14 protein-coding genes and 1 pseudogene are annotated in these 12,599 nt (G+C 46.7%); 12 read left to right on the forward strand and 3 right to left on the reverse strand.

Annotated elements, in window-relative coordinates:
• Positions 1-4 precede the first annotated feature (4 nt).
• Positions 5-766, forward strand: a complete 762-nt coding sequence (locus tag QMG93_RS29045) for a class I SAM-dependent methyltransferase (RefSeq protein WP_281942800.1) — start codon at positions 5-7, stop codon at positions 764-766.
• A 4-nt stretch (positions 767-770) separates the two neighbouring features.
• On the forward strand, positions 771-1,520 hold the full coding sequence (locus tag QMG93_RS29050; protein WP_281942802.1) for a class I SAM-dependent methyltransferase: 750 nt from the start codon (positions 771-773) through the stop codon (positions 1,518-1,520).
• Positions 1,521-1,572: 52 nt separating this feature from the next.
• Here QMG93_RS29050 and QMG93_RS29055 read toward each other — a convergent pair whose 3' ends face one another.
• Entirely contained in the window at positions 1,573-2,187 is a 615-nt protein-coding gene (locus QMG93_RS29055) for a hypothetical protein (RefSeq protein WP_281942804.1), read from the reverse strand.
• A gap of 257 nt (positions 2,188-2,444) precedes the next feature.
• Between QMG93_RS29055 and QMG93_RS29060 the strand changes: the two genes are divergently transcribed.
• Together QMG93_RS29060 and QMG93_RS29065 are read left to right on the forward strand one after the other, a co-directional pair.
• Positions 2,445-2,906 (forward strand): GNAT family N-acetyltransferase, encoded by a 462-nt coding sequence (locus QMG93_RS29060; RefSeq protein ID WP_281942806.1) that lies wholly within the window; start codon positions 2,445-2,447, stop codon positions 2,904-2,906.
• 236 nt (positions 2,907-3,142) lie between these two features.
• Entirely contained in the window at positions 3,143-4,204 is a 1,062-nt protein-coding gene (locus tag QMG93_RS29065; protein WP_281942808.1) for a copper amine oxidase N-terminal domain-containing protein, read from the forward strand.
• 129 nt (positions 4,205-4,333) lie between these two features.
• Here the strand turns inward: QMG93_RS29065 and QMG93_RS29070 are convergent, their stop codons facing one another.
• Positions 4,334-5,503 carry a multidrug effflux MFS transporter gene (locus QMG93_RS29070; RefSeq protein ID WP_281942810.1) on the reverse strand — a complete coding sequence of 390 codons (1,170 nt, stop codon included), beginning with the start codon at positions 5,501-5,503 and terminating at the stop codon, positions 4,334-4,336.
• 259 nt (positions 5,504-5,762) lie between these two features.
• On the opposite strand from QMG93_RS29070, the gene QMG93_RS29075 reads away from it, so the two are divergent.
• The 6 genes from QMG93_RS29075 (at position 5,763) to QMG93_RS29100 (ending at position 10,243) form a co-directional block, all read left to right on the forward strand.
• Complete coding sequence (locus QMG93_RS29075) at positions 5,763-6,374, forward strand: TetR/AcrR family transcriptional regulator (protein WP_281942812.1); 612 nt, start codon at positions 5,763-5,765, stop codon at positions 6,372-6,374.
• Positions 6,367-6,891: a hypothetical protein gene (locus QMG93_RS29080; RefSeq protein WP_281942813.1), complete on the forward strand. Its 525-nt coding sequence runs from the start codon at positions 6,367-6,369 to the stop codon at positions 6,889-6,891. The genes QMG93_RS29075 and QMG93_RS29080 overlap by 8 nt, the downstream gene beginning before the upstream one ends.
• 233 nt (positions 6,892-7,124) lie before the next feature.
• Entirely contained in the window at positions 7,125-7,979 is an 855-nt protein-coding gene (locus QMG93_RS29085) for a CPBP family intramembrane glutamic endopeptidase (protein ID WP_281942815.1), read from the forward strand.
• A 104-nt stretch (positions 7,980-8,083) separates the two neighbouring features.
• Positions 8,084-8,659: a sigma-70 family RNA polymerase sigma factor gene (locus QMG93_RS29090; protein WP_281942817.1), complete on the forward strand. Its 576-nt coding sequence runs from the start codon at positions 8,084-8,086 to the stop codon at positions 8,657-8,659.
• Positions 8,649-9,752: a hypothetical protein gene (locus QMG93_RS29095; protein WP_281942818.1), complete on the forward strand. Its 1,104-nt coding sequence runs from the start codon at positions 8,649-8,651 to the stop codon at positions 9,750-9,752. The genes QMG93_RS29090 and QMG93_RS29095 overlap by 11 nt, the downstream gene beginning before the upstream one ends.
• Before the next feature lie 314 nt (positions 9,753-10,066).
• Positions 10,067-10,243, forward strand: coding sequence for a hypothetical protein (locus QMG93_RS29100; RefSeq protein ID WP_281942820.1), 177 nt, complete (start codon positions 10,067-10,069; stop codon positions 10,241-10,243).
• A 259-nt stretch (positions 10,244-10,502) separates the two neighbouring features.
• On the opposite strand, the pseudogene QMG93_RS29105 reads toward QMG93_RS29100, so the two are convergent.
• Positions 10,503-10,961, reverse strand: a pseudogene (locus QMG93_RS29105) (Tn3 family transposase); the annotation flags it as partial.
• 120 nt (positions 10,962-11,081) lie between these two features.
• Between QMG93_RS29105 and QMG93_RS29110 the strand changes: the two are divergent.
• Positions 11,082-11,456: a type II CAAX prenyl endopeptidase Rce1 family protein gene (locus QMG93_RS29110; RefSeq protein WP_331488670.1), complete on the forward strand. Its 375-nt coding sequence runs from the start codon at positions 11,082-11,084 to the stop codon at positions 11,454-11,456.
• A 129-nt stretch (positions 11,457-11,585) separates the two neighbouring features.
• Positions 11,586-12,560, forward strand: a complete 975-nt coding sequence (locus QMG93_RS29115; RefSeq protein WP_281942824.1) for a hypothetical protein — start codon at positions 11,586-11,588, stop codon at positions 12,558-12,560.
• The last annotated feature ends 39 nt before the right edge of the window (positions 12,561-12,599 follow it).

A 12,599-nucleotide genomic window follows, 5' to 3' on the forward strand; every position in this document is an offset into this window, starting at 1 on the left:
CGCTATGTTGAAAGACATTTCCAACTACTGGACGTCCGGCTCCGGCAGCTACGACAAGGCAGTCAAGGCGCAGTTCCGCAGCCGACGGACCGTATCGATGTGGACATCGCTGTTGAATGAAGGGTTGGGCGGACGGAAGGGGCAAGCCGTCCTGGATATGGGGACCGGACCCGGATTTTTTTCGATCCTGCTGTCCAGAATGGGCCATTGTGTTACGGCAGTCGACGCCTCGCAGGGGATGATCGAGACGGCAACGCGCAATTTCAAGGCGGCCGGCGTTGACGTGAAAGCCTACTTGGGCGACGCAGCCCATCTCCATGCCGAAAAGGACAACACCTTTGACGCGGTCGTATGCCGCGATGTCGTCTGGACGCTGCCCGATCCGTACGGAGCCTATGCGGAGTGGCACCGTATCTTAAAGCCGGGCGGCACGTTGATCGTATTCGACGGCAATTATTTATATCGGAAGGAGCCGAAGAGACCGGCGCTCTTCAACAAGCTGTGGTACGCCCTCGGATGGACGCTCATCCTCCTTACGGAGCTGAGAATGAGAAGTCGGTCCGATCAGGATAAGGAGCTGCTCGGCAAGCTGCCGTTCGTTCAGGTCTTGCGCCCGGAGGCCGATCAAGAGGCTTTGCAGCGAGCCGGATTTCGCATTCAGGAAATTCGCCACAATTTTACGTCCGGCTACAAGATGACGATGCAGCATTTGAAATACGGCTATCAAAGCGACAGACGTTTTATGATCATAGCAAAGAAGGAGTAACAGGATGACCATTCAAAATGAAGTCGAAACGTATTGGAACGGCGAAGCGGAGCTTTACAGCGACAGCATCCAAAAGGAGCTGAACGGTTTTGAAAAGCAGGCTTGGCTAGATTTGATTCTGGAATTCGCTCCCCGGAAGGAGCGTCTCGATGTGCTGGATATCGGCTGCGGGCCCGGTTTTTTCACGGTTATTTTGTCGCAGGCCGGCCATCATGTCCTGGGCATCGACTGCACGGAAAATATGCTGACATGCGCACGCCGCAATGCCGAGCAGGCGGGGGTGAAGCCACAGTTCCGCAAAATGGACTCGCACAAGCTGGAGCTTGCGCCCGATAGCTTGGACTTGATCGTGTGCCGTAACCTGACATGGACACTTCATGCGCCTCAGGCGGCTTATGGGGAGTGGCTGAAGGTGCTGCGTCCAGGCGGACGGCTGCTCGTATTCGATGCTAACTGGAACCGTCATTTGGTTGATGACGAAATGCGGGCGAAGCGGGAGGCGGATCTGCACGAATATGAAGCGAGAGGCTGGGGCAGTCCGCCCAGACATGTCGATTGGGAGGAATCCGACCGACTCAGCCTGCTGCTGCCGTTAACGAAGGAATGGCGTCCGGCATGGGATCTGCAGGCGCTGAAAGCCGAAGGCTTCAGCGAGGCGTTCAGCATGGAAAATTTGTCGGAGCGGGTGTTGGATGAGAAGCAGCAAGTATTAAGCCGATCAACGCCGATGTTTATGGTGTGCGGGCAGAAGTAATTTATAGGGGTTCGGGCTGTCGAGGCAATTTTGCGGCAGCCATCTTTATTTTTTACTCCAAATGATGACCTGTTGCTAATTTCTTGTATCGTATAAATGCATTAAATATTTCACGATCTAGTTCGTCAATGGGAGCAGAGCCTCCATAATTTCTCTCAGATTGTTTGATTTCGTTAATTATTGACGCACATCTGTTCATTATGTTTTTATTAATTTTGGGTAAGTCCAAATAATTACACCACTTTTCATTAATCTCCAAAACTTCGTTGTAAGTGGTGAATAATATAGCTTCGAATTCATGAATATTCCATATGTTTATGTATAGTCCAAACCTGTACTTTAAAGGTTTGTCCATCCAATTCTCTCGGATTTTGATTATGTCTTCATGTTTGTCGTTCCTATCTTTTTTAAGTTCAACCACTAGGAAATTAAGAGTGTTTGTGTTGCGCTTGTGAAAAATAATGTCAGGTCTCATACGGTAATCACGTTTTGTGACATCCAGATCGCAATCGAGCCAAAAAATATATTTACGCAGTTCGGTGGATAAATGATGGCTTAAATTCCACTCTGTATAATTTGTTTCAAATGTATTCGTAAAAAGATCTGGTTCGTTTTTAAATAAATTAGTAAGAGAAGAAAAGATCATATCCCGCAGCAAGTTTTTCATGAATATCTCCTTTAGTGACTTAGATATGAAATAAATTCGAGCATCTTGATTCAAAAACCTTCTTGGATTCCAGGGCAATTTAGTTTCCGCCAACGAGATTGGCGGGGGATAAGAGAGGCAAATGTGCCCAAACCTCAGCAAATAGAAGTATTAATCTATTTCATGTTATATTATGTGACAATTCGAGATACGATAGTTGCCGGAAGAAAATAACTTCTGTATAATCGGAACTAGATTGCATACCGGGGGAGCAGAGGATGGAAATGCTAACTGTACAAGTCGTGGAGCCGAACAATGAGCATTTGCTTGCATTGATTGCCAAACTGGACGATTACTTATATTCGTTGTACCCTGCCGACGAAGTGTTTGGCGTTGATTTGGAAGGGGCCGACGTTGACGAGGTGGTGTTCGTTCTTGCCTATTGGGACGGTGCCGCTGCCGGCTGTGGAGCTTACCGCCCGCTAGATGCGCAGGCCGCCGAATTGAAACGGATATTCGTTGATCCTTCTTGCAGAAATAAAGGAATTGCGTCGAGTATCTTGTCATTTTTGGAGAAGGAAACAGCGCGGGCGGGATTTACATCCTTGCTCCTCGAAACCGGGCCCATGCAGCCCGAATCGATAGCGCTGTACAAGAAATTCGGATTTATCGATATCGAGCCTTTTGGAGAGTACGTGAATTGCCCCAGCAGTATATGTATGGAGAAAAGGCTTCTTTGACCGACGGCGAACTCCACGCTCCGCAGCCAATAAGAATTCCGGAAAGCTGATTATTCCAAAATGATGCACGAACGCTTGCTCTTCACTTCGAGAGCAGGTTTTTTTGGCTTGGAACACCTGTCATGCAACATTTGACCCGGATGGCACGTCAAGGAGATTGTAAACGACAAAATATGGAGCGCTGGCTCCATGGGTTGTTATCTTACATAAGGTTATTACAGGAGGTATATGACATCATGAAACCATTCAAAGTACTCGGAGTTGTTCTGGCCGGCGCACTGCTGGCAACCAATGTCGTGTCTGCCGCTCCAAGCGAGCCTGCAACGGTAAAACCGCTGCCGATTTCCGCTCCTACTCCGCAGGATTCCTACGGCGGTCTAAAATTTGTTCTCGTGATCAATGGAAAAGGATTCTCTCCGGAAGAGAACCCGATCTATGTAGGTGCTAAAAATGAAATGATGATACCGATCCGCGCTGCCGCTGAAGCGTTGGGTTATAAGCTGACCTGGAAGCCGGATACGCAGTCGCTGGAGATGGTTCAAGGCAACCAATGGCTAACCCTTCAGATCGGACAAGACCAATACGGCTTTGCCAAAATGCTCGTTCCGCTTGAGGTGGCGCCGGAGTTAACGAATGAGAAAACGTATGTTCCGCTGTCCTATTTCGAAAAGGTGATGAAGCTTCAAGTGAAGACGGACGCAACGGGAACGATCCATATCGATTCCAAGAAGCAAGAAAGCGGTGAACAGGCGGCGAGCACAACCAAGCAAGGAACGGTTACCAGCATTACCTACCGCGATAAAGGCGGAGAGATCGGCCTTAACGGCTATGGGCACGGCGTCCGACTGAACATTTCCGACGAAACGGAGATCGTATCCGACACGAACCAGAAGCTGACGCTTGCCGATCTGCAGCTCGGTATGTCCATCGAAGCGGAGCACAGTCCAGTTATGGCTATGAGTATGCCACCGATGACCCATGCGAAAAAGATTATCGTGAAACAGAGTCCTGCAGCCCAACAAACTTTAGGTACGGCAGGCGAGATTGAGGAGATTACTTCATCGGCAGAGGGGAGAACGCGTCTTACGATCAAGGGGAATAAGCTTAGCGACGGATCGCATGACACGGTAATCCTGAATGTGGCAGGGGATACACCTGTGATCGGTACGAAGGATAATCAACCGGTTGCCGCCAACCAGCTTAAAAAAGGCGATAAAGTGTATGGCTTCTATGGTCCGATCTTGACCAAGAGCTTGCCGCCAATCGGCCAAGCCGTCAAAATCGTTGTAGAAAACTAAATTACGGCATCATCGCAAAAAGGGGCAGTCCTTAACGATTTCAGTTAAAGGGCTGCTTTTTTTTGCCCTCTAGGGCCTTACATGCAGAGAAGCCGATTCTCTGCTGAGAGAGAACCGGCTTCCCGATGTTTACAGCTTTTTGCTCACAAGGGCCATACTAATCGCCAATACGAGAAAATACATCGGCATAGTGGCTAACGAACCGTTGTGAAGATAGCTCATCCCGCTGGTAATGAGACTGATCACCACGTAATAACCTAATCCGAAAATGGCGCCTGCGGTGCCAAGGACATCGCCATAATTGACGAGCGCCAGACTCAGGCAGTTAGGGATGGCCATACCAATCCCCAGCAGGAGGACAAAGATCGAAGCTACCATGAGCGCTAATCCGATGACGGAAGGGCTTATGCCATAGAGCGCAAGAACGGTGAGACCTACGGCTCCCGCTATCGTGACGAGGGAACCGAGAAAAATAATTTTTTCGGCCGGGACCCGGGGTAGCAGTTTCTTCGACATCATCGCACCAAGGATGGAGGACAACGCCACGAAAATTCCCAAAAAACCGAACACGCCCGGACTCATGTGAAAAAAATCCATAAAAATGAACGGAGCCTCGGCATAGTAACTAAACAAGATGCCGTTGGTCGCTCCGATGAGAAAACCGAATGCCCATACTCTTCGGTCAGAAACCAAGCGCTTGGCTACAGAAAACGTATGGACCCCGGAGCTCGTGGACACTTTTGTCTCAGGCAGAGAAACCAAGGTGTACGTAAAAATGGCGGCGCTCATCACAACAAGCGTGAAGAACACGGCTCTAAAACCGAACGCTTGATCGACCCATCCCCCAATGAACGGTCCGATGGCCGGAGTAAAGGCAAGAGCCGCAGAAATCTGGGCAAACACGGCATGTCGCTTGGCTCCATCAATACACTCACGAAGCATGGTTTGCGTCACGACCGAACCGGTGCTGGCGCCAAAAGCCTGAATGAACCGGCTGACAAGCAGCCACTCGGCCGAACCGGACAAGTAACATCCCAAGCTGCCCAGGCCATAAACCAAGATTCCCCAAAGCATAGCAGGACGCCGCCCGATGGAATCCGAAAGCCTTCCCCAGCAAAAAACGCCAGCGGCAAAACCGAGGAAATAAATGCTAAGCGTCAGTTGAACCGCATTGCCGGTTGTATGCAGGCGATTTGCAATATCCGGTAAGGAAGGTGTATAGATCGTTTCGCTAATTTGCGGGAAACCAACAAGAATAATGTACAGCCATAATGATGGTGTTGAGATTTTTCTTTGCACAGCCATTCCCCCTATAATTCAAAATCTCAATGAGCCGGCAAAGAAATTACGGGATCGGGGGTTTGCATTTACTCAATCTGGAAAAGGATAGCATGATGATTCACCTGTATTCTTTTATAGGGGGAGATCTATAGTGCATTCTAGCAGGATTTTGGGAGCCTGTCGACAGCCGGGGCGAATTTTTGCAATATGACCATATTGTAAAAATCGAAAGGAAACAATATAATCATATTGTATAAAATGAAAGGAGCATTTTGCCATGCCCAAAAAAGTCGATCTTACGGAGAGGAAAAACCAGATCGCATCCGCTACTTGGCGTGTGATATTAAAGCATGGATTGGATAAAGCATCGATCCAACAAATCGCAGATGAAGCAAGCATCTCGGCGGGAATGATCCAGCATCATTTTTCGTCAAAGGATCTATTAATTTATTACTCCATGAAGCTGGTGTTGGATCGAGTGCATGAGAGAGCCATGACTCGGACGAAAGCTTTTCAGGGGACGGATGAAGAAGCGATCAGAAGGCTGATGAAATTTCTCGTTCCCGTCAATCCGGAGGAGCTGTCGGAGCGTAGGGTGTGGGTTGCGTTTCTCGGCCAGTCCTTCAGCAATCCGGAGCTACTTGAATTGCAGCAGCAGATGAACCATTATACAAGGTATATCATGGGGATCATTGTCGATCTTATGGGGGAGCTCGGTTACCTTCAACCGGACTGCAACCGGGAATTGGAAGCGGAGATGGTTTATTGTTTTATCGAAGGGCTGATCATCCACGTGCTTCAAAGCCCGGAACAATACCCGGAACGAAAAGTGGATCAGCTCATCGACTATTACTTAACGAGCAAAAGAGGGGATCAAGCGGATGGATAAATTTATGCTCATTATCCTTGCCGTCGTTATTGTGCTGATCATTCGGCAGCTCATCCCCAAAAAGGTCGATGGATTCGATCTCCTCGGACTGCCGATCATGGCCATCATTCGAACTTATGCCGGTCTGCCCGATAAATTAGACGGCCTTATTATAGGCGAATTGATTAGTCTGCTGGCTTTAGGCGCGGTCGTCGGGTATTGGCAAGCCAAAAAAACGAAGGTGTTTTATCGCGATAACCAATTATGTACGGTCGGAGGGTATCCCTATATTATTGGCTGGATTGCGATGCTTGCCGGAAGGGTAATCATCTTGTTATTGTTTAATTTTTCTGCCTTAGTGTCATCCTTCGATGCAGGTCAAGAACTGTTAGCGAATGAAATCGCTCGTATTGCGGCAGACTGGTTGATCTGGTCTACCATCACCGCATCGTCCATCCTATACAGCTTGACCTTGTACAGGAATCATTCGGGAATCAGGGATTTTATTCATGAACGATTGAAAAAAGTGGGACGGTAGCTTCTTCTTGACTCTAACGCAGCGTGATCCTTTATGAGGCAACGCGGTTGACCTCGCCGGAGATTATTGAGGGCAGCCGAGTGTTTTGAACGGATTCCGCTCAGTTGGCATTAAGGGGAACAAGTTCTTAAATTTTTCTGCAAGTCCTTCCAAGGACTTGCTTTTTTGGCGTGGACGTAGAAAATTTAATAGGTTAGTATCGATATATGTTTATGCTGCGGAGGGATGGCAAGTTGCGGAAGCTTTTCAAAAACAACGCAGGCCAGATGCGGCTCGGATGGGATTTACTCTTATCCTTGCTCTTGTTCGTGGGCTTGCAATTCACAATTGCACTCGTACTATCGGTCAAATGGGGCGGCAAGTCACTCGTTTCTTCTGTTCGACCGGAGCTGATTGCCCCGCTGGGTGGAATTGCGGCCACGCTTCTGATCTGGGGACTGCTGAAAAAACGAAGCTTGCGGGATCTGGGCATGCGTTTGTCGTTGGCAGGAGCTCGTGAATTTGGTGCCGGCATTGTACTGGGCCTCGGTTTCATGTCGATGATCGCAGGGATTCTGGTGGCCGCAGGTGCGGTTACGCTTCGGATCAATCCATCCTGGAGCGCGTCCGGCCTGCTCTGGAGCCTGATGATGTTTATATGGGTTGGCTTCTCAGAGGAAATGTTTTTCCGGGGATACATCATGAAAACGATGGAAGCCTTAAAATACCGGCTGCCCTTCGCCTATATACTGTCGGCGATGTTGTTCGCTTTGATTCACCTTGGAAATAACAACGTATCGGCGTTGGCGGTTTTCAATATTTTTCTGATCGGCCTGTTATTTTCTTATATGTTTAGGATAACGGGCAACTTATGGATGCCGATCGGTTATCATTTTGCTTGGAACTATGCGCAAGGCAGCCTTTATGGACTAGCCGTCAGCGGGAACGATGTGAACGGGGTATTCGAGGCTTCGTTTCAAACGCATATCGTCTGGCTGACCGGTGGAGACTTCGGGCCGGAAGCGGGGCTGCTGGACACGGGAATGAGCGTTCTCGGTTTTATGGTGTTGTATGCGTGGCAGAGAAAACGGCAGCGGCGTGCGACTTGAGCCAACCATGCGTTCGTTTGCAAAAAAATTTGAAGAGAACCGAACCTTTTTACGATAGAGAGGCAATATAGGGTGTAAGCTGCTTACTCAGGAGGGCCCTCTGAATGCAAAGTGAGTATATGTACCAATTACTTTTAAAAATGAAAGATGGTGATCAACAGGCGTTTCAAACGATGTATGATGCCACCTATCGGGATGTCTACCGAACCGTCTCCTTTCTAGTGGATCATCAGCAGGATCGGGAAGATGTCATGAACGAGATCTATATGCAAATGTGGACCTCACTTGCCAACTACGATACGAACCGCCCTTTCCACTTCTGGCTGCACGGTTTGGTCATCCGCCAAGTGCAGAGATTTCGGGTCAAGAGCTGGAGGAGATTCCGAATTTTTGAACGCATCCGTATCTTTTCTCGGGAAGAGCATCATTGGGATGAGCCCACGGTGATCATGGAGGGGACGAACCAAGAGATATCACAGGCAATCCAAAAACTGACCGACAAACAGCGAACGGTGATTATCCTCCGCTTTTTTCACGACTATACTCTTGAGGAAATCGCGACATTGCTCGGTATTCCGCTGGGTACAGTCAAGTCCAGATATCATGCTGGTCTCCAGGCACTTCGAAAAAACATAGGGAATCTCCTCCCGGAAAGGATGGAACAGACCAATGCCTATTGAACGAAAAATCCGTGAACATCTGCTCAAAGAAGCAGAAACGATGGAGTGCCCTCCGGCCATTTCCAAACGAATTGAACAATCGTATTCTCAATATTTGCAACGAAAAAGGAGCGAAAAAACCATGAAAAAACGATTAATTGGCGGAATAGTTGCTGCTGCGATTTTGATTCCAACCGCAGCATTTGCGGCCCCTCCCCTGATTGAAATGATTACCAGAAAACCAATGACCGCTGAACAAGTCAAGGTGGATGAGGTTGGCAAAGCAACACTAGAGAAGCTGTATAGCGCATTTCCCGAAACAAGATCGTTTGAGATTATCAATGCAAGCAACGCTCAAGGTGATGTACTCAAACCGGCAGACTCCACTGGTTTATCCCAAATGAAAGTGAACCAAACAAGCATCATACTGCAGGAAAAAGGAGGAACCGGCAAAAAGATTACCCTTCATACTAACGGTATTTCGGGTGAGATTGAACACGTGGATCAAGAGAATTGGGAGCCTAAGGAGAAGCCACTCATTACTTTAACCGATAAGGAAATCAAGGCGAAGGTAGATCATCTCATTGATAAAATGTATGGTAACGTCAAAGCGTACGAGTTTGCTATGGAACAAATGGAGAACCCAAATCAAAAAACATTGATGTTGAATTACACCATAAAGGGATCAGAATCACCGTTCTACCAGGTATTTGTTCATGACAATGCAATTAATCTTACTCGGGTAGGAGGTGAACCTGCACCTTCACACATTAAAGTAGAAGGTTTATTCACTAGAGATGGTAAGCCTGATTATATTTATGATTCCATTTTGAACGATGATAAACTGTTTTCTTTGCTAAAAATTAGCCCGACAGAATTAAAAGAAGAATTTGCAAAAGGTAAATCTGTTGCGGATATTGCAGCATCTAAAAATATCTCTAAACAACAAGTGTACGAGGTGATTGCAAATACACAGGTTGAAAAACAAATGGAAGCTGAACAAAATGGGGTAGTTCCGAAAAGCAATCGTTCAAAGGAACAAATGATGAAAGATGGTGAACGCAAATTCTTACCAGTTATTGAACACAAAAATGAAACACCACAGAAGAAATAACAAGTCAAGGCGGATATTCATCGAGATTAGTAAAAAAGTAATAAGAGGCCGGTTTCCTTAGCGTATAGGAAGCCGGTCTTTTTTAGATCAAACGGGGCTTAGCGCACAAAATCCGCTCTGTGTTGGCGGTCGCCCTGCAGCCTGCCTTCACATGGAACTTTCGGAGTGGCTTTTAAAAAGTGCTTCGTCTAACCTAAGGGAGAGTGAGCTTGGTTTACGGAATGCCGTTCGCTCGTGGCATGAAGAATGCATAACAAATATTAACTTTGTGCATAGTAAAGGCGAACGTATGCTAAGAAGGAGGCATTTAGAGGATGACAGATAGCGACAAAGAGCAAGTGGCCGAGGCGAACCGGTTGAATTATTATGATCAGACGGACGATGTGGTAAACGAAGTGCCTGCGACGACGGATGTAAACGAAGCCGTCGAGGCGATCACCTCGCATATCAATAAATACGATGTTCCAGAGGATGAATTGAAGGAACAATAAGAAGGTCCAAGCACGTATCAGGATAAGCCTGGTGCGTTTTTTTTACGCTAAAAACGTACGCTAAGCGAAAATTTGATCAAACAAGTCGGAAATTTCGTACGCTAAGGAAATTCGTTCAGAGTTTCAGCAATCCCTTGAATTACATCCTGAATTTCTACGTTTGGGCGGCTTTCTGCAAACATCGTTAATGTGTTACAAATATCATTCGAGTCATCCTGAAAAAGTGGATCGGTGTAATGCAGACGCTTTTTACGCTCTATCATCCATTTTCAATTGAAATCTGTTTAAGAGGCCGTAATCCTTTCATGGCAGCGATTTGTTTAATATCAAACTTGTATTCGCCTAAGAAATTGATGTGTTCCCATCCGAGAGGGAAATATGTTTCAAAAATTCTTCATTCAATTGCTTATGGCTCTTTCTATATTCCGTTGCTTGTGTCAAATAAACCGTATTCCATGCACTGATTGCATTAGATGAGGATATTCAATGCGCCGGGCCGTTGGAGCTGGTCTTGCAGAGGACGTTCACGCAGCTCGCCGTGCTTGCCAAAAAAGATCGCTCTGGCCAATGCGTTCATCGCTTCTCCTTTGTTCAAACCCCGGTTGACCTTTCCGCGCCGCGGCTTCTCCAGTTTCGGAAAATCGCCGGACTTTCCGATGGTATACAGCTTGGAATCAGGAAGGCCGCGTAGGCGCGGCACAAAGCAGAAACCAAGAAGGATTGCGGGGATTCTGGTGGCCGCGGGTGCGGTTACGCTTCGGATCAATCCATCGTGGAATGCGTCCGGCCTGCTCTGGAGCGCCTCATGATGTTTATAGGGGGCGGCTTTTCGGAGGAAATGTTTTTCCAGGGTAGAAATAACGACATATCGGCTTTGGTGGTTTTCAATCTTTTTCTGACTGAAATGTTATTTTCTTGCATGTTTGCGATAACGGGCAACTTATGGATGCCGATCGGCTATCATTTTGCTTGGAACTATGCGCAAGGCAGCCTTTATGGACTAGCCGTCAGCGGGAACGATGTGAATGGGGTATTCGAGGCTTCGTTTCAAACGCATATAGGCTGGCTTACCAGCGGAGACTCCGGGCCGGAAGCGGGGCTGCTGGATACGGGAATGAGTGTTCTCGGTTTTATGGTGTTGCATGCGTTCGTTTGCAAAAAAAATATGAAGAGACCGAACCATTTTCCGACAGAGAGACAATATAGGGTGTAAGCTTACTCAGAGGGCCCCTGAGAAGATTCATGAATGAGATCTATAGGCAATGTGGACCTCACTTGCCAATTACGACGAATTGAACAATCGTATTCTCAATATTTGCAACAAAAAAGGAGCGAAAAAACTATGAAAAAACAATTAATTGGCGGAATAGTTGCTGCCGCGATTTTGATTCCAACCGCAGCATTTGCGGCCCCTCCCCTGATTGAAATGGTTACTAGAAAACCAATGACCACTGAACAAGTCAAGGTGGATAAGGTTGGCAAGGCAACACTTGAGAAGCTGTATAGCGCATTTCCCGAAACAAAATCGTTTGAGATTATCGATGCAAGCAACGCTCAAGGTGATGTACTCAATCCGGCAGGCTCCTCTGGTTTATCCCAAATGAAAGTGAACCAAACAAGCATCATACTGCAGGAAAAAAGAGGAACCGGCAAAAAGATTACCCTTCATACTAACGGTATTTCGGGTGAGATTGAACACGTGGATCAAGAGAATTGGGAGCCTAAGGAGAAGCCACTCATTACTTTAACCGATCGGGAAATCAAGGCGAAGGTCGATCATCTCATTGATAAAATGTATGGTAACGTCAAAGCGTACGAGTTTGCTATGGAACAAATGGAGAACTCAAATCAACAAAAAACATTGATGTTGAATTACAGCATAAAGGGATCAGAATCACCGTTCTACCAGGTAATGGTTCATGACAATGCAATTAATCTTACTCGGGTAGGAGGCGAACCTGCACCTTCACACATTAAAGTAGAAGGTTTATTCACTAGAGATGGTAAGCCTGATTATACTTATGATTCCATTTTGAACGATGATAAACTGTTTTCTTTACTAAAAATTAGCCCGACAGAATTAAAAGAAGAATTAGCAAAAGGTAAATCTGTTGCGGATATTGCAGCATCTAAAAATATCTCTAAACAACAAGTGTACGAGGTGATTGCAAATACACAGGTTGAAAAACAAATGGAAGCTGAACAAAATGGGGTAGTTCCTAACAACAATCGCTCAAAGGAACAAATGTTAAAAGATATTGAACCAAAATTATTGCCAGTCATTGAACGCAAAAATGAAACACCACAGAAGAAATAACAAGTCAAGGCGGATATTCATCGAGATTATTAAAAAAGT

It is taken from the genome of Paenibacillus tyrphae (assembly GCF_027925525.1).
In the GTDB taxonomy this organism is placed as follows: domain Bacteria; phylum Bacillota; class Bacilli; order Paenibacillales; family NBRC-103111; genus Paenibacillus_G; species Paenibacillus_G tyrfis_B.